This is a genomic window from Streptomyces sp. NPDC051664 (assembly GCF_044453545.1).
Classification (GTDB): domain Bacteria; phylum Actinomycetota; class Actinomycetes; order Streptomycetales; family Streptomycetaceae; genus Streptomyces.
The window spans coordinates 256,530-273,105 of the sequence record NZ_JBITCU010000003.1 but is presented as its reverse complement, the minus strand read 5'-3'; the positions used below and the strand labels follow the sequence as shown (position 1 = coordinate 273,105).

17 protein-coding genes and 1 tRNA gene are annotated in these 16,576 nt (G+C 68.7%); 2 read left to right on the top strand and 16 right to left on the bottom strand.

Annotation, left to right across the window (positions count from 1 at the left end):
* Positions 1 to 178 precede the first annotated feature (178 nt).
* The 3 genes from ACIA8E_RS07480 to ACIA8E_RS07470 form a co-directional block, all read right to left on the bottom strand.
* Entirely contained in the window at positions 179 to 1,918 is a 1,740-nt protein-coding gene (locus ACIA8E_RS07480; protein ID WP_399295509.1) for a hypothetical protein, read from the bottom strand.
* Positions 1,918 to 2,256 (bottom strand): DUF1360 domain-containing protein, encoded by a 339-nt coding sequence (locus ACIA8E_RS07475; protein WP_399295507.1) that lies wholly within the window; start codon positions 2,254 to 2,256, stop codon positions 1,918 to 1,920. The genes ACIA8E_RS07480 and ACIA8E_RS07475 overlap by 1 nt, the downstream gene beginning before the upstream one ends.
* 105 nt (positions 2,257 to 2,361) lie before the next feature.
* Entirely contained in the window at positions 2,362 to 2,604 is a 243-nt protein-coding gene (locus tag ACIA8E_RS07470; RefSeq protein WP_399295505.1) for a hypothetical protein, read from the bottom strand.
* A 383-nt stretch (positions 2,605 to 2,987) separates the two neighbouring features.
* On the opposite strand from ACIA8E_RS07470, the gene ACIA8E_RS07465 reads away from it, so the two are divergent.
* The gene (locus tag ACIA8E_RS07465; RefSeq protein WP_399295503.1) at positions 2,988 to 4,073 is read left to right on the top strand and encodes a hypothetical protein; all 1,086 of its coding nucleotides are present in this window, start codon (positions 2,988 to 2,990) and stop codon (positions 4,071 to 4,073) included.
* A gap of 83 nt (positions 4,074 to 4,156) precedes the next feature.
* On the opposite strand, the gene ACIA8E_RS07460 is transcribed toward ACIA8E_RS07465, so the two are convergent.
* Genes ACIA8E_RS07460 through ACIA8E_RS07445 form a run of 4 tightly spaced genes read right to left on the bottom strand, consistent with a single transcriptional unit; the run spans position 4,157 to position 7,879 of the window.
* Positions 4,157 to 5,740, bottom strand: coding sequence for a terminase large subunit domain-containing protein (locus ACIA8E_RS07460; protein ID WP_399295501.1), 1,584 nt, complete (start codon positions 5,738 to 5,740; stop codon positions 4,157 to 4,159).
* Complete coding sequence (locus tag ACIA8E_RS07455) at positions 5,737 to 6,372, bottom strand: hypothetical protein (RefSeq protein ID WP_399295499.1); 636 nt, start codon at positions 6,370 to 6,372, stop codon at positions 5,737 to 5,739. The genes ACIA8E_RS07460 and ACIA8E_RS07455 overlap by 4 nt, the downstream gene beginning before the upstream one ends.
* Positions 6,369 to 7,310, bottom strand: coding sequence for a hypothetical protein (locus tag ACIA8E_RS07450; RefSeq protein ID WP_399295497.1), 942 nt, complete (start codon positions 7,308 to 7,310; stop codon positions 6,369 to 6,371). The genes ACIA8E_RS07455 and ACIA8E_RS07450 overlap by 4 nt, the downstream gene beginning before the upstream one ends.
* Positions 7,301 to 7,879: an HNH endonuclease gene (locus tag ACIA8E_RS07445; protein ID WP_399296029.1), complete on the bottom strand. Its 579-nt coding sequence runs from the start codon at positions 7,877 to 7,879 to the stop codon at positions 7,301 to 7,303. The genes ACIA8E_RS07450 and ACIA8E_RS07445 overlap by 10 nt, the downstream gene beginning before the upstream one ends.
* A gap of 66 nt (positions 7,880 to 7,945) precedes the next feature.
* On the opposite strand from ACIA8E_RS07445, the gene ACIA8E_RS07440 reads away from it, so the two are divergent.
* Complete coding sequence (locus tag ACIA8E_RS07440; RefSeq protein ID WP_399295495.1) at positions 7,946 to 8,116, top strand: type II toxin-antitoxin system Phd/YefM family antitoxin; 171 nt, start codon at positions 7,946 to 7,948, stop codon at positions 8,114 to 8,116.
* An 8-nt stretch (positions 8,117 to 8,124) separates the two neighbouring features.
* Here ACIA8E_RS07440 and ACIA8E_RS07435 read toward each other — a convergent pair whose 3' ends face one another.
* The 9 genes from ACIA8E_RS07435 to ACIA8E_RS07395 all read right to left on the bottom strand — a co-directional run bounded on the left by ACIA8E_RS07435 (position 8,125) and on the right by ACIA8E_RS07395 (position 16,556).
* Positions 8,125 to 10,230 (bottom strand): Hint domain-containing protein, encoded by a 2,106-nt coding sequence (locus ACIA8E_RS07435; protein WP_399295493.1) that lies wholly within the window; start codon positions 10,228 to 10,230, stop codon positions 8,125 to 8,127.
* Positions 10,231 to 10,367: 137 nt separating this feature from the next.
* Positions 10,368 to 10,441, bottom strand: a tRNA-Gly gene (locus ACIA8E_RS07430).
* 242 nt (positions 10,442 to 10,683) lie between these two features.
* Positions 10,684 to 11,460, bottom strand: a complete 777-nt coding sequence (locus ACIA8E_RS07425) for a hypothetical protein (RefSeq protein ID WP_399295491.1) — start codon at positions 11,458 to 11,460, stop codon at positions 10,684 to 10,686.
* An 83-nt stretch (positions 11,461 to 11,543) separates the two neighbouring features.
* Entirely contained in the window at positions 11,544 to 12,503 is a 960-nt protein-coding gene (locus ACIA8E_RS07420; protein ID WP_399295489.1) for a magnesium chelatase domain-containing protein, read from the bottom strand.
* A 137-nt stretch (positions 12,504 to 12,640) separates the two neighbouring features.
* Positions 12,641 to 12,955 (bottom strand): hypothetical protein, encoded by a 315-nt coding sequence (locus ACIA8E_RS07415; protein ID WP_399295487.1) that lies wholly within the window; start codon positions 12,953 to 12,955, stop codon positions 12,641 to 12,643.
* 109 nt (positions 12,956 to 13,064) lie between these two features.
* Positions 13,065 to 14,813, bottom strand: a complete 1,749-nt coding sequence (locus ACIA8E_RS07410) for a DNA cytosine methyltransferase (RefSeq protein WP_399295485.1) — start codon at positions 14,811 to 14,813, stop codon at positions 13,065 to 13,067.
* 88 nt (positions 14,814 to 14,901) lie between these two features.
* Positions 14,902 to 15,465: an HNH endonuclease signature motif containing protein gene (locus ACIA8E_RS07405; protein ID WP_399295483.1), complete on the bottom strand. Its 564-nt coding sequence runs from the start codon at positions 15,463 to 15,465 to the stop codon at positions 14,902 to 14,904.
* 104 nt (positions 15,466 to 15,569) lie between these two features.
* Entirely contained in the window at positions 15,570 to 15,992 is a 423-nt protein-coding gene (locus ACIA8E_RS07400; protein WP_399295481.1) for a hypothetical protein, read from the bottom strand.
* Positions 15,993 to 16,094: 102 nt separating this feature from the next.
* Positions 16,095 to 16,556, bottom strand: coding sequence for a hypothetical protein (locus ACIA8E_RS07395; protein ID WP_399295479.1), 462 nt, complete (start codon positions 16,554 to 16,556; stop codon positions 16,095 to 16,097).
* Positions 16,557 to 16,576: the final 20 nt, after the last annotated feature.

The window sequence follows — 16,576 nt, the reverse complement described above, 5'->3', positions numbered from 1 at the left end:
GCCCAGGTGCCGACGGTCGACAGGCCGCCGGGGGCGAGGAGCAGCAGGTCCACGCTGATGTGAGTCCACGCGCGACAGGTAGCGCACCAGCCGGGCCGAGGCGTCCCCGTGTGGAGCACGAGGCCGATCGGGTCGGGTCTCCGTACCGTCGCGCGAGCCTGCCGTGTGGGCCGGGACATCATGCGGTGGTCCCGACGCAGGTCGTGAGGACGGTCGGCACGATGCGGTACTCGTGCTCGACACCGGCGGCGATCAGCTCGCGGGCGTAGCCGTCGAGAGACGCCGCCAGGCACTCCGGGTCGAGGCCGTACCGTTCGGCGATCTCGGGGGCGCGGGTCCAGGCGCCATCGAGGAGCCGCCACTGATCGACCTGTGTGGCTTCGACCGGCAGGAGAGTGTGCAGGCGGGCCGACTCGATGTCACGGGCCTTGCCGCGTTCGCTGCGGGGGCAGGCGGGGGTCTTTCGCAACTTCTCCCCGGCGGCGCTCAGTGCACCCCAGATCAGGCCGTCAGCTGCGGCAAGCAGCCCCTCGGTGGGGCGCGGGCCGGCTGCTGAGGCGGGCAGGGTTTCCGGATCGGCTTCGGACTCGTCGACAGGGAGGCTGGGCGGCGTCGGCAGGGGTTCCTCCGTCTCGTCGGTCTGGTCCTGCTCGTCGGCGCGTTCCTGCTCTTCTGCGGCGTCGGGGGCGTCGGACTCGTCGAATCCTGTCTCTCGGCGCAGGGCCTGGGCGCTGATGACACCCCGGTCGTACGCCTGTAGTGCCGTCTCGCTGCGGTTGGTGCGCACGCGGAGGGGGCTGGTGTCGTACCAGACGAGCCAGCGGTGCCAGTCCTCGACGTTCTCGGCTTCGAGGATCGGGCGTAGCCACTGCTGTGTGAGGGCGTACGACACGGTGGCGAGCTTCGGTTCGATCCCGAGACGGATCGCCTCGGACGTGAGGGCCCAGGCTCCCCAGTGGTTGACGTCACCGAGGCCGAGGAGGATCTCGGCGGGGATCTCCAGCCCGGTCGCGAAGCGGCGCACTGCCTCTTCGCGGAGTCTCAGCGCTAGCTCGTCGAACTCGGACTCAAACTTGATGTGCTTGAACTCGGCGATCGCTTCAGCCGGGAGTTCCAGCACGATCGGTACGGTTGCGGCGGCTGACTCGGGGTCACGGATCGCGGTCTCCGCGATCGTCATGAAGATCTCGATCAGGTCGTCCTCGGCGTCGCCGTTCGCACCGGAGGACGGGAAGCGGGTGCCCTTCGGGATGAGGAGCAGACCGCGGCCGGTGATGCGGGAGCGGGCGATCGCCTTCACCGCGGCGTTCAGCAGGAGGAGTTCCTCCAGCAGTTCCATGCTGGAGCGCACGGGGCTGTCGGCCTCGATGGCGCGCTCGGGGTCCGGCTCCCACACGCGGAGCGCCACCGGGCTGTCGGGGTCCATGGTGTCGGGGTCGCCCGCGGGGATCGCGACGTCTTCGTCGTCGATCTCGGCGGTGAGCTTCCCGGACTGCTGTTTGACTTCCTTGACGGACAGGACACGCCAGTCGTGGCCGTCTTCGGGGCTGTACGGACTCAGCACCTCGGAGTTGGGGCGGACGACGATCCATCCCTCGCCGGGGACGGTGAGGTGCTTCCCGAACGCGCCGAGCATCTTCGACTGGCCGTCGGGACCTCCGGCGATCTGGGCGACGATCTGCGCGGCGCGGTGGTCGTCGGGTGCGGGTTCGATCGTGCCGTCGTCGGCGCGGCGCCCGGCGAACAGGCGCGATCCCGACATGGCGTTGCCGATCCACGAGGCGGCGAACCGCACTTCGGGGACCTGGTGGTACATGTCGTAGGCGCGGCCCTGCCACGACTGGCTACCCGCGCCCTGGCCCCGGATCTTGCGGGATGTGTACCGGGAGGCGGAGGCCGTCAGTTCCTTACGTGCCATCAGGCTCCGTCCTTACGCGAGTCGTCCCAGCGGTTCAGCAGGACGGCCGCGCCGGCGACCGCCAGCCACTCGATGCCGTGGACGAGCAGCGGCGCCTGATGCCATTGGCCGGTGACGAGGAGGTACGTCAGCAGCAGCGCGCCGGACACCCACCACCCGGTGCAGTAGACGCAGGAGATCAGCGTCACCACGAACGTGCGGACAGTGGAGTCCAGGCGCGCCTGGTGCCAGTCGTGGACCCGGTCGCGCGCCGGGTCGAGGATCAGGTCATGGACGGCTAGCTGGGTCCCTCTGTAACCAGCGAGACCAAGGAGGGCGAGTTCTACGGGACCGATCATTTCCGTCCCCTGACGTGGAGATCATCCGGCTGAGTTCAGCGGGGGATGATAGGCCATCTCAGGAGATCAGATCCGGGCCGAATCGTCGCAGGTCAGAGCCCATATTCAGATCATGAACAGGGCGGGTGCGATCTCGTCGGCCTCGGGCTGCGGTTCGTCGACGTCGAACTCCAGCTGCTGATCGGGCATCGGGAGGTCGACGATCTCCAGCGACCCCCGGCACGAGATGAGCGAGCCGTCAGAGTCGCGGCGCGCACCCGGGGCGTCGTGGCGGCAGAGGCGGCCCTTGCTGAGGCTCCCGGCGACGGGGCCGGCGCAGATGGGCCGCTCGCACGTGGTGCAGGGCACGCGAGGGAGTTTCACCCCACCAGTGTGCCGGGCCGGCCGCCGCCCGGACAGCGGACCAGTCAATTCACCGCGAACAGTGATCAGTTCTTGAGAGGGTGGAGCCCACGAATCAGCTCGGCACGAGACGGAGCATCCACCTTGATCATTCTCGACTCGAGGATACTCAAGGGCATCTCCCTGGACGAAGGCCCTACCACTGGGCCAAGATCGAGTTGAGGGGGACCGAAAATTTGAACGAGCAGACTTTCACCGAGATGGCGAGCCGGTTTCTGCGCGCGTCCCTTGACTCATGGCGCCAAGGGAACCACGCCTTCGCTGTCCTACATGCTGGTGTCGGATGCGAACACATCCTCAAGGCATTGTTGTGCCGTCATAACCCCTTGTTGATTGCCGAGAAGGGTGACCAGTCCTTCCGTTTCCACTCTCTTGGGCACGGGGACGCGAGCGGCGTCAAGCCTCTCTCTGAGGCAAGGACCATCGGCATACTCGAAGCCTTCAAGACTGCAGCCGTCTTCATGCACGGCCGTATGCCAGTGGACGAACGGACTTTTCGACCGTTCGCCGACTCCCGCAACAGCGTCGCGCACTCTGCCTACCTCGATGACCTGGCCGTCAGGAAGGTCGTCGAAACGGGTGTCCAGGTCGTTGAGTCTGTCCGCGCTGAGCTAGGCCTGGACCCCGCTGACTTCTGGGGCGAATACACGAGTGTCTTCGCAGATCTGAGCCAGGTTGCCTCCATGCCCGCCCCCGCAGGACCGGCCAAACGGCCTCTTCTGGAACCCTTCGCCGAACAACTTGCGCTCGCCGCGCGCGAGCGTGCCCGCTCAGCGATCTCGGTAGCCCTCAGCACAGGTCATGAGGCCGCCTCCTGGGACGCGGCCTGGCCCACAATGTCCAAGGAGCTCAAAGGGGACATCACCCGCACTGCGCTGGACGCCGCAGTGGTCACCGCACTACGGATCGAGGGAGCCCAAGCCGGGCAAGCCGCCGAGAGGCTGCTCGTAGAGTACGGAGTGCTCCCACTCCCTGAGCCGCTGGCCTCCGACGAGGACCCTGGCGTCAAGCAGCGGTCCCATACTGCTGTAACGGTCAAGGTCATGATCGCTTCAGGTGTCATCGCGGGCCTCATCGACGTGCAGGATCGCGACCGCGATATGCCCCTGGTTGACATGCTGATCCACCTCGACCGAACAGGCTGCCTGATAGGCAGTCGGGCAAGCGGTGACCACCTGTGGTGGCGCGAGTGCCCGGCCTGCGGTTACGCCGGTAACGTGTACGGGGACCTCATCCCCGTACCCTGCCGCTGCGATGAGTGGGACCAGTCGTGCATACACCCTGGCGGGGTTGTCGACGTTGGAACGGTCGATTCCTTCTCCTGCCCCTTCTGCGGCCTCTCCCTGAGCAACCGCGCGGAAGTCGCCACAGCGGGCATCGAATCGCGTACTGAAGCCCCGGAAGAAGATTGGTGAGCAAGCGAGACGGCTGCACCACGAATACGTGATAGTCCCGCCTGTCGACCGATCTTGCGCCGCCACCGCCACCGGCCCTCGGATCACTTTGCGATCCTCCGCCCGTATGCGCCGGCCGCCTGCGAGGGCTGTCGGCCGCCGCCCGCCTGCGGGGCCTGCGGTAGCGGTGCGTGGACGATGGCGCCCTTGTTCGCCTCGGGGATCAGGCCGTACACGAGGATGCACGACGCGTCGATACGGCCGGGGCTGTTCGGATCGGTTGGCATCCAGTGAGACCACTCGTGTTCCAGGTCGGTGAACACGCCGCGCAGCCGGACCCGGTCCTGGACCATCTGCTGCGCCACGGGTTCCGCGCGCAGCAACTTGCCTTGCTTCGCCTGCACCAGGTCAATGGCGGGCATCAGGACCTTCGCCGGGATCTCTCCGTCCCGCTGCAACGTCTCCCACGAGGTGCGGATCGCCAGCTCGCACATGTCGCGGCCGTAGTTCTGCTCGACGTAGATGATCGCCGCGTTCGTCTCGTACGCGAGACGACAGGCCGCGGTGGACCAGTCCGTCGACGACATCGCCTTCGACAGGTCGTGCGTGATCCACACCCGGTCGTCGTCGCCGAGGAATCCGCCGATGACACCGGCGGTGTCGCGGCCTCCGCCGGATGGGTCGACCGCCACAGCGATCTTCTGCGGCTCGACACCGTCGCCCGGGTCTCGGATGAGCCTCAGCAGCTCCTCGGACACGAGCGCACCCTCAGCAGGCTGCGGGTCGCCCTGGGCGAGGCTGTGCCAGTCCCGCACGATCGACGTGCGTTTCATGTCCGCCCACCACGCCAGGAGCGCCCGCCGGTCCCGGGTGGGGATCTTCGGGTGCGGGAGCGGGTCGCCGTACTCGCGGCCGAGCGGGTCCGGCCCGAACTTCACCGGGTCAGCGATCGCCGGGAGATGCACGACCTTCCACCGGCCGCCGTCCTCAAGGCGCCCCTCCTCGGACAGGCGTCGGCCGGCGAAGTCATCGGGGTGCCAGCGGGTCATGATCGCCACGACCGCGTTCCGGTCTGGCTGGAGACGCTTGAGGGCCGTGGACGAGTACCAGTCGTGCAGGGCCCGGCGGGACGCCTCCGACTCCGCGTCGGCCCGGTCCTTATGAGGGTCGTCAACACAAAGCAGATTGACGGAGTGGCCGGTGAGCCCTTTGCCGACGCTGACTGATCGCACACCGCCGCCACTCGTCACCTCCCAGTCCTGCATGGCCCCCGACCCGGCCCGCATGAACAGCTCGTACTCGTCGCCGTACTCCTCGACGTACGACCGGATCACCTTGCCGCGCTTGAGCGCCAGGTCATCCGAGTACGACGTCACCGCGACCCTGTCCTCCGGGTGGACACACAGCCACCAGTACGGAAACCACTCGGCGACACAGGTCGATTTCCCGACCTGCGGCGGTGTCACGATGAGAAGCCGGTCATAGTCGCCACGCTCGACCCCGACCAGGGCCTGACCGATGACGGCCAGGTGCGGGCGCATGCGGAACGTCGGATCGAGCCCGCGAGCGAGCGTGACCGGGTTCCGCAGCAGGTCTCGGCTCATCGCCTTCTTCGCGGCCTCCAACTGCTCGTAGACCGCCGCGTCGTCGAGGTGGCCCAGCTCGTCGCCAGACTGGTACTCGCTCACTCCTCGCCGCTACTCCCGTCCCCAACAGGCGCGGGGTCGGGGCCTTCCTCCTCGTCGTCGCCGCCGTCGACCGCGCGCAGTCGCCTGTTCACCGCCGCGGTGAGGTCCGCGAGACGTACGCGTCGCTGGTCGGCGGGCATCTGCGCGAACTCGGCGAGCTGCACCGCAAGCGGGTTCCCGCCCTGGCCGGTGACAGCGATCGTCTCCGTGGGGTCCCCGAACAGGACACGCCGGTGCCGCATGGCCACATCCATCAGCCGGATGAAATCCCCCGGCGACAGCTCGGCGGCGTTCAACGTCCCCAGGCGCTGCGCCAGTTTCCCGATCGCTGCGCCCAGGATCTTCGAGTCCGTCTCGGCTGCCTTGCGGCGCTCTTCGAGCCACGTCGCCTCGTACAGGCGGTCCAGATGCCGGTCGTACGCCTCGACGCGCTCCCGCCACCGGAACTCGGCGGCGACGTTCCTCACGTGCCCGTGCGCGAGTGTCAGGCTCTGTGCAGCCTTCGACAAGGTTCTGGCGCGCCCGAGGTCCCGGTACGTGGCGAATTGGCCGTGTTTGCGGGCTGACTCCTTGGGCTGGCGCTCCCAGGGGTCGAGTGCGGGGTCGAGTGTGATCGGGGCGTTGGTGGTCACGGCTGACCGTCCGTACCGCTGCTGACGTAGTTCTCGCCGGACAGGTACTCCCCTGCCAACCGCTCAAGGAGGCGCCATCCCTGCCCCTGCTCGATCTCCCCACGGCCCTCTGCTGCAGCAATGGCTTTGTTGATCGTGACGGCTGCTGGTGCTGGGAGTGAGCGTGCGCCAAGGACGGTCTCAAGCCCGACGGTGCCGGAGTGCAGGGGTGTGCCGTCTGGGGACTGGTAGCCGGCCTGGAGGTCGGTGAGGTGGTTCTCGACGATGGTGAGGATGGCGTGGAGCGCGGTCGCGACGTTGCCGACCTTGTGGGCTGCGTGCGTGGAGGCGAGGGTGTCGAGGGTCTGTTCGTAGTCGGCGCGTGCGGCGAGCCATGAGGCGTCCTGGCCGAGCCGGGCCTGGTCGAAGGCTTCGCGGGCCGCTTCGAGCTCCAGGGGCAGGAACACGAGGCTGACGGTCGCGAAGTCGAGGTTCGCCTCGGACAGGCCCTCGGGGCTGACTTCGGCGAGGAGCTGAAGCTGGTCGTCGTCGAGGCCGGAGTAGGCCCGCCAGTCGACGTCGTCGAGCTGCTCGTACAGCTGCTTGAGCGTGGCCGGGTCGTCCTCGCCCGCAATGCTGTTGTGGGACAGCTGGATCGCGATGAGCTGCCGCTCGTCGAGGTGCTCCTCGATGAGCATGACGTCGATGGCGTCGACCCCGGCATCCACGGCCGCCATAGTGCGGTGGTTCCCGGACAGGACGAGCTCGCGGCCCTCTTCGTACTCGCCGCCGCCGTAGACGAGGGGCACGCTGGTCAGGCAGCCGTCGCGGCGGACGTTCTCCACCAGCCGGTCGTACTCCTCCTTCCGGAAGAAGCGAGCGTTCACCGGAAGGAGTTGGAGGTCCGCGGGGTTCCGCCGGACGAGGCGGGGACGCAGGGCGGGGGTTTCTACGGGCACGGCTGTGCCTCCTCGTGCTGGGGCCGGTAGTCGATGTGGCGGTCGCCCTTGCGTCGGTTGCACGTTCCGCACAGGGGCTGGATGTTGTCGATGGCGTTGCTGGCGTCCGGCCAGGACAGCGGGACGACGTGGTCGGGCTGGAGTTTGAGGCCGGTCTCCAAGCAGGCGAGGCAGCGGTGCCCGTAGAGGTCGAGGAGCTGTTGCCACTCCTCCGCCGTCCAGTCCGGGTTGAAGCGGCCTTGGGCGCGCTGGCGGGCGTTGGCGGCGGCTACCTTCTCGGGGTTCCGTCGTCGCCACTCGCGGTTGAAGTCGATCTCTCGCCGCACGTACTCGGGGTCCTGGCGGCGCAGCCGCTTGTCCTCGACGGAGCGCTGCCGGATGACGTCGCCGTGCTGCTCGTAGTACGCGCGCATCTGCGCGCGCACCCTGTCGCGGTTCTTCGCGTAGTGGTCGCGCCGCTCGGCCTTGCGGCACACCTTGCAGCTCGGGTGACGCCTCGTCTTCGTGTCCCGGTGGCGGTGGAACTCATCCTCGGGCTTCTCGACCTGGCAGGTCTTACACACAATCATGATCACGGTACACAAGGTACCGTGTGTACCATCGGGGCCGTGAGTACTTTGTGTACCCTCCACTCCATGGAGCGAATCGGAGTCCGGGAGCTGCGCGAGCAGCTTGGTCGGCGAGTGGACAGCGCCCACTTCAAGGGCGAACAGACGGTCATCGAGAAGAACGGCGAGCCCCGCGCGGTGCTGGTGTCGTACGAGTGGTGGATCGCCAATGGGGGCCAGGCGCCCGAGGCGGACTGACCGGCCCTTCATCGCATGTCCTTACCGTGCTTGGTCTTCCACAGGTCCAGGGCTTCGGCGAGGTCGTAGCCGCCGAGAGGGCCGCCGTACTGGAGCTGGTAGCGGTGGATGCCGTCGCCGGCGTCGCCGGGCTCGGAGCGTTTCTGGAGCTTCACGCCGGGGATGCCCCGCCCGTACTTCGCTGAGTTGGGCCGGTCGGTGAACGCGGTGGTCGCCCAGCCGGTGATCCGTTTCGACAGGGACCGCTGGATGAGGAGCTGTGCCTCCTTCGTGGAGGCCGCCATCACGATCAGCTTGGCGAGGCGCCGGTACCTGGTCCACGACACGGGGAAGTCCGACATCAGGTAGGCGGTGTTCGGGTCGAACTTCGGCGGCAGGTAGGCGAAGGCGCCAATCAGCTTCCCGTCGACGGCGACACCGCAAGCGATGAGCGGCGACCCGGGCAGGATCGTCTTCGACATGAACTGCGACCGGACGGCGGCGAACTGGCCACCGGTCAGGATGTGCAGGCTCATCCGGTCGCCGAGTTCCTCGTCCTTGCCGATCTTCGGCATGGGGATCGTCTCGATGGGCTGCCGGGGTCGGACGATGCGCCGGGGGCCGTCCGCCGCGTACACGTAGATCGGCAGGCCGCGGTTCGCGGTCTGGACGACACCGGCCAACTGGTCGCGGAGCTCGGGGCGCTCGATGTGCAGGCCGAGGACCCAGTTCGGCCGGTCCTGCACCTGCTCGATGATGCGTTCCTTGCCGGTCTCGTCGAGCTCGCCGAACTCCGGCTCCGGCCAGGCGAACGCCGAGTCGATCGGCGCGAACTGGCTGGTGTAGTCGCCGCTGTTGTGCATGGCGAAGCCCTCGCCGATGTACGTCCCGGTTGTCGTCATGATCGACTGAATCGGGCGGGGTCCGACGGGCTCGACGGCGACGACCTTGACGCGCGGGTTGCCGCGCGACCGGATACTGAGCCGGTCCACGTCGAGCTGCTGGAGCCGGTTGATCAGCCGTTCCGGGCGCAGGGTGCCGAGGGCGCGCAGCATCTCGGGCCAGCCGCCCGCAACCTCGTAGCCAGTCACGCCGCTGGGGCGCGGGCACTCGCTGGTGTCGAAGCCAGCTTCTTTCATCCACGCCGTGAAGCGATAGGCAACCGGTCCGGAGACTTGGGCGATCCCGGCCTTGGACGACGACTTGCCCATGTAGATGCTGCCCTCGCCGTCGAACATCCCGGCGAGCCACCCGGCCTCGTAGCTGCGGGCCTCGGTCCAGGTGTCGAGGAGACGGATCACGTACGGCGCCTCATCCATGAGCCGATCGGCACGCACCCAGCGCTTCGGGTTGCTGCTCGGCCGGTCGAGGCGCTGCGCGAGCCACGGGTGATCCGTGGTGCACACGACGTCCGTGCCATCCTCCAGGACGACGCGCACGCACTCCTTCACGGCGGGCTCGGAGCGAACGATCTCCGACCAGCGCAGCCGCCGGTGCGTACAGCCTTCGGGCGTCTCCTCGTCGAAGGCGAGGAGCTTGTCCCCGGCCCTCAGGTCGCCACACGGCACCCACCGCAGATCCGCGGTGAGCAACCGGTGCTCTGGCCACAGGCAGTAGAACGGCGGGAACATGACGACGGGTGCCTCGGGCGGGACCTGGTCGAGGTAGTCACGGACGTCGCCGGCGAAGAACGAGCCGAGCGTCGTCTCCAGGCCCCGGAGCTTCGTGGCGGTCTTCTCGTGCATGCGGGGCCACTGGTCCTGGGTGGCGTCCATCATCCGCCGGTAGTACGGGCCTTCCTTCCCGACGTACTGGAGGAACCGGGTGCCGAGCATCAGGGTGGCGAGGAGGTCCGTGCGGTCCTCCAGGTACGGGTGCAGCCAGCCGAGGGAGTCTTCGTACTCCTCGCGCAGGTTGTACTCCAGCGGTTCCCCGGCCAGGTACCAGCCGAGAGCGCACGAGTACGCGGTGATGTCGTTGCCGTGGACACGGCGCTCCGCACCGAAGCGGGAGCTGAGAACCCGCTCGATCGTGAAGTTGCCGGAGCACCCGACGTAGATGTCTTTGCCGGGCCAAGTCCCGGCGTGCTCGTAGATGATCGACCGAAGGGGCGCGGGGATCGAGCCGTGGAACATGGGCCGCTCCTGTGACGGTTCCGCTGAGGCGAGCGGCGATGGTAGCCGACCTGAGGGGACCGCTTCGGGGGCATCAATGCAGGCCAGGGTGCACAGCGAAGCCCCCGACCGGCCGGGGCCGTTCGGGGGCTTCGTGGTGGAGCGCCAGCCTGGATTTGCACCAGGACCTCCCGCCCGGAAGGCGGGTGTGCTGCTGTTGCACTACTGACGCATGTGGTCGGCTGCACCGCTGCTCAGGACAGCCGCTCACGGAACGGAACGATACACCCACACAGAGCGACCCAACTGAGGGTGGAGACGGCCCGAATTCCGATCACGGGGGCCCGTGGCCGGGGCTGTGCGCGCCTCGTTGCTGCCACTTGGGGGGTGGTGAGCTGGGGGCGGTGGGCGGCTTGGACACGCGTGTGGGGCCGTGACCGGGTGCTGGTCACGGCCCCACGGGCGGACGGGCCGCTATCGCTGCGGCAGTTCCAGGTCGTACGTGTCGTCGTGCGAGCCCGGGTTGTGCCACCCGGCCTGTTCGAGTGACTTCTCGTCCGCACCGAATTCGAGGGCGTCGCGCATGAGGCCCTCGACTTCCTCCACGATGGCGTCGCCGAGGCCGACCGGGCAAGCGGGCGCGTACCAGAGGGCCTTGCGGTCGCTGTCGAGGACGGCGCGGAGCCCGCCGTTGGTGACGTCCACGGTGAGGGCCGCCGCGGTGGGCAGGTGGGGCCGGATCAGGTGGGCGGCGTAGGCGGCAGCGGCGGCCAGGGCTGCCTGTCGGGTCCGCTTCGCTTCCCCGTAGGCGTCTTCGAACATGGCGGAGAACGCGGCGGTCATCGGGTCGGTGGCCAGGCTGGTGCTCTCGTCGCTGTCCTCCGGGGGTGTGTCGGCGACCGGGGCCAGGCCGAGGATGTTCACACGCCGTTCGGCGGTCTCGGCCGCGCGTTCGCGGCGGACCCGGGCGATCTCGTTGAACGCGAGGCCGACCGCTTCCCGCCGGGTTTCGGCCTCGGCCCACACCTTGCGGTGGCCGTAGACGTCCCGGACCTCCCAGCACTCGGCGGCGCTGGCGCGGGTGCGGTAGACGGCCATCTCCCAGTCAGTGACGTCCAGGCTCGCGGGGACGTCGGCGGGGAAGTCGCCGGGGACGGTGAACAGGTATCCGACTCGGCCAAAGGGCTGGTGCTCCGCGAACCGGTCGGGGCCGTACGCGTCGAGCTGGATCTGATCAGTGGTGACGCTCATGGTGGTGCTGTCCTTCTATCGCGTGCGGGTGGTGGAGGGCAGGCGCCGGGCGGGGTATGCGCGTCCCCCGCCTGGCGCGGCGGTCAGAACGGGGCCGGGCTGCTGCTCTGGCAGGTCGGGCACAGGCCGGCCGGGGTGCACGGCTGGTGGGGGGCCACCGGGCCGTCCGCGCAGTGGGCGCAGCCCTGGGGGTGGTGCCAGTGACCGGCGAGCACGGCCAAGGCCTCGTCGAGCGAGCCGACACCGATCGCCCGGACGCCCGCGGTGGCCGCGTCCTCCACAGCACCGTTGGGGACGAGGACCGTCGTTGTGCCGCCTGCGGCGATCGCACGGATCGCGCCGGGCTGGCCATACGGGAGGCGCACCCCGCCGTCGAGGCCGAGTTCGCCGACCATGGCCACTCCGGCCAGGCAGTCACCGGGGAGCTGTCCGGCTGCGGCGAGGACGGCGCACGCGATGGCGAGGTCCAGGCCGCTGGTCCCGACGCTGGTGGCTTCGTCACCACCGGTCCCGATCGGGACGACCTTGACGAGCACGTTGGACATCGGCCAGTCCAGGCCGCTGTTGATGACACCCGCACGCACGCGGTCGCGGGTCGACGTGGTGCTCCTGACCGGCAGGCCGTCCACGGCGAAGGTCGCGGTGCCGGGGACACTGCTGCCCTTGACCAGGTATCCGGCGTCCCGGGTGGCCGACAGCGCGTACGCCGTGCCGTACGGCTCGGGCGCGGTGGCCGGCTGGGGCTCGGGGTCCGCCTGGTAGGCCTCCAGCCGACTGTCCGGGCTCAGCGGGTACTCGTCGAGGCCGGACCGCCTGAGCAGTTCGGCGAGCAGCTGGTCAACGGCCGCGCGGGCGCTGGTGGCGTGCTCGGTGTGGACCGAGCCGAACGCGTCGAACGCGTCGATCTCGATTTCCTCGAGGGCCGTGGCCCGCTTCGTGGCGTCGGTCGGGGCGGGGGCGACGTCCCACAGGGTGTAGCTGGCGCCTTGGTCCTGGCCGACGATGATGAACTCGCGGGTCTCGGTGGTCGTTTCGGTGCTCACGCGTTCCTCCGGTGATCTGAGTGAGGGGTACGGTGGGCCTCACGCGCCTGGTCGGGTTGTGAGGCCCTTCGGTGCCGGGCTGCGTCTGGCGGCCGGTGGGATTCCCATCGCTTACGCGCCCCACCGGCCGCCGCTAGCTAGCAGACCTTCGAGTACGTGCAGCTCTGCGTGCGGTAGTTGTTCCGCTTGCTCTTGCGCGTCCAGCGGAGCGTGATCTCGTCCCGGTCGGTCTGCTCGACCTCGTGCATGGCGACCTGGAGCTGGGTGCGGATCAGCTCGCGGACCGCGCTCCCGGGCATGACGTCCTCGCCGATCGAGTCGGGCTCGCCGGGCTGGGCGATGACGAGCAGCTGGTAGTACATGGCGTGGTCCTCGATCTCCAGCTGCGGCATCGCCGCGTCCACGTCTCCGTGGAGGGCGTCCAGGTTGGTTCGCCGGATGGTGGCGCGCATGGTGACTCCCTTGGGGGGCTGGATGGTGAGTGGTTCTACAACCATTCTTTCCCAAGACGACTTGGGGTAATCCATTTGGGAAAAAGGATTCGGGTGAAGTTCCCGCAGATCAGGCGGCCATGGCCAGGGAGAGCGGGCCGCACCCCTCGGCGAACCGTGAGAGCTCCTCGCCGGTGATCGCCTCGACCAGCGCGCAGTACAGGTTCTCGGCGACGCCCGGGGTGACAGCGTTGCCAAGTTGTCGGACCTGGTGCCGCTTGGAGCCCATGATCTTGTAGCCCGTTCGGAAGGCCATCGCCCGCGCGATCTCGTGGGGCTGCAGCATCCGGAACAGGACGTCGTCGATGTTGAAGTCGCCCTTGACCAGGGCGTACCGGTCGCGGGTCGGCAGGGCGCCGATCGGCTCGCTGAGTTCCCTCGCCCGGCCGTTGCCGTAGTACGGGACGAGCAGGTGGTCGGGGGCGGTCACCAGGCCGTGGTGGTTGCCGCCGGCCGACACGGTGTGGAGCGGGGCGCTGATGTGCCGGGCCTTCTCCTTGTCACCGCCGCCCCGCATCGGAATCACGAAGGGCGGCAGGTAGGCGAGGGCGGTCTCCAGGCGGGCCGTCTGGGTGCGGAGCGGGTCGTCCAGGCTCATCGGCTTCTTGCCGTCGCGGCCCTCGCAGGGGACGAGGATGGGCGGGATCACGATGCCGTCGGTCTCGACGGTCGTGCGGGTCGACATCGGCCGGTCGAGGGTGACGGCCTTGTCCCGCCAGGTCCCGCCGGTCGGGACGAGGAGCGGGCCGGGGGTGGTCTGCGGGGCGTCGCCGAGCCCGCCGAACAGTGAGTCCTGGCCGTCGTCGTCCGCCTGGGCTCCCCATCCCCAGTACTGGGCGAATCCGGCGCGGGTCCGGGCGATCGTGGCCGGGGCCAGGCCCTCGGGGCAGTCCTCGGTCTTCGGGCGGTCGCCGATCGGCGTCCCGGGCAGCGACCAGTCGATCGCGGCAGCCGCGGGGAGCACCATGGGCTCGACAATCGCGCGGCAGCTCTTGCGCGGGCACCTGTAGTCGTAGCTCTGGCGGTACCGGCCCATGTCCTTGCCCGCCTTGCGGAAGACCTGGACGGCCTCCACCCTTTCGTCGCAGTCGAAGCAGAACGCTTCGGGGCGCAGGATCCACTTGTCCCACTGGGGGGTGCGGCCCAGGCTCCTGTGCCAGTAGGCGACGTACAGCCGGTCCCGGCTCTGCGGGATGTGGTCGAGGCTGCGCGGGTCGACGTGCATGCTGTTGATCGCGCAGACCTTGGTCTCGTAGCCCATCTTGTCGAACTCGGCAATCCACCGGTCCCAGTCGTCCCAGTCGCGGCAGTCGATGACGTTCTCGACCACGCCCGCCTTGACCAGGCCGCCCCTGGCGATCACGCCGCGCAGGTACATGGGGACTTCTTCCATCAGGGCACGCGAGCGCTCCTCGGCTGCCCGCCGCTCCTTGTCGCTCTTGAACTCCGGTTCCTCGAAGTCGATCTGGCCCTGGAGCGTCTTGTCGAAGTCACGCTTCACACCCCGGGCCGAGCTCCATTTCGGACATTCCGGACTCGCCCAAAAGATGTCGCAGACTGGCCATTTCTCGACCGGGGCCCGGCGGATGTCGCCCTTCCAGACCTCGCAGCTCGGGTTGTTCCAGGCGTGTGTGGCCAACGCGATGTCCCAGTGATTCGCGGCCCTGGTGACTCTCACATTGGGGACCGCGTCCGCGCCCTGCGTGTCACCGCCCGCACCGCAGAACCACGACATCACGGTCAACTCGGACCCATCATGCTTGTACGCGGACGCCGAGCCGGCTGCCCACGCTTGGGTGGTGGAGTCGATGTAGGGCATGGGGCGCTCCCTCTGGGGTGGTGGGCCGTCCGGGCGGGCATGGGTCCGGCCGGGACCCCGTGGGGTCCCGGCCGGTGGGCACTGCTGGTCAGGTCTTCTTCTGGGCGCGGCGGTCGCTGTCGCGCTGCCGCTTGCAGGCTCGGCACGCCCTGCGGCCGCAGCTCCGAATGAGCGTGTTTTCCTCGTCGTACGCGTGGCCCTGCGGGCAGTGCATGCGATCCCGCGTGGCCCCCTTGAAGGGGACGCCGGTCTCCTGCGCGCGACGGCGCCTTTGCGCCTCCCGGTGACACTCGGCGCAGTAACGGCTGCCGTTGGAACGGACCCTGACGTTCTTCAGGTCGGTCCAGTCGTGGCCGGCTCGTCGGCAGGCGGTCTGCCGCTCGGCGGCTCGCCGCTGGTTCTCGGCGTGCGTGACCGGTTCGAGGTGGGCCGGGTTGATGCACGGCGGGTTCACGCACAGGTGGTCGATCTCCAGGCCATCAGGAATCGGCCCGACCACCGCTTCGTACGACGCGCGGTGGGCGTAATGACGCTTGCCGCTCACCCGGTAGTAGCCGTAGCCCTGCTTGTTCCGCTCGCCCCGCCACTCCCAGCAACCGGCCTCGGTGGCGGTGGCGCTGAGCGGGGCGGGCAGGTCCTCGATTCTGAGCACGTGTTCTCCTCGCTGTGTGGTGCTTAGTGGGTAGACACTATGACTAACGCGTGACTCTCCGTGAGGTACCGGGGTGAACTGAGGTTTTCAGAGAAAACCGCAGGTCAGATGGCGCGCTGCTCCGGGAGGGGCGGCAGCGGGGTCCGCTTCAACTGGAAGGGGATCAGCGGCGAAAGGTCGGCCGAGAGCACGTACCAGCACCACTCGTGGCCGCCGATGGCGTACCGGCCGTCGTCGTTGGGCTGGGCGATCTCGGCCGCCTCCTGGTGACGCTCGCCACCGAGGTACATCCAGCAGATGCTGAGCACGACCGCGTGGCTGTCGCCGTCGACCGTGCCGTCCATGACGTGCACGGTGTCGGCCGAGCCGTGTCCGAGGCGGGCGGCTTCGGCCTGGGTGTCGTCCGCGATCCGGCGGACGGTGTCGAGGTCGAACCACGGCTTCACGAAGCCGTCGCGCTGGTCGTCGGGGTCGATCCAAGCTGGGTAGCGGTCGCGGTCGTTGCAGGAGACGAGTACTTCGATCATGGGGCTCTCCGTGAGGTCGTTTCGGTCGGTGCGCATGGGGCGACCCCGGGACGGGCGGGGATTCCCGCCCTCGCCCGTCCCGGGACCAGGGGTGACGCGTGGTCAGTCGAGGGGTAGGCCGGCTGCCTTGGCGAGGTCGATGCGGTAGACCGCGCGGCCGTCGCGCTCGGGCAGTTTGGTGACGAGGGGCTTCCAGACGCGCTCGTTGTCGTAGTTCAGGTAGGGCACCCACTCGTTCATCTCGAAGACTTCGTCTCCGGTGTACGTGCCGAGCGTGGCGGTGAACGAGGTCTCGGTGCCGTCCGCCGTCCAGTACCGGCCGGTGGCGTGCAGCGAGCCGTCGGCCGCTTCCATGAGTTCCGCGTGCGTGGCGTCGAAGGGGTCATCCCCACTGTCGTTGCCGGTCAGGATGTCCCGCACGGCCGCCGCGGTGACGACGGCCATCACGCGGCCGAGCCGTTCGGCCGCCGCGTGGTACGCGTTCATTGCCTCGTGCGCTGCGGTGGACAGGGCGCGACTGTCGGGGAGCTGGTAGGCCGGGGCCTGGGGGGTGTTGCCGGGCATGTGACGTCCTCGTTCGCTCT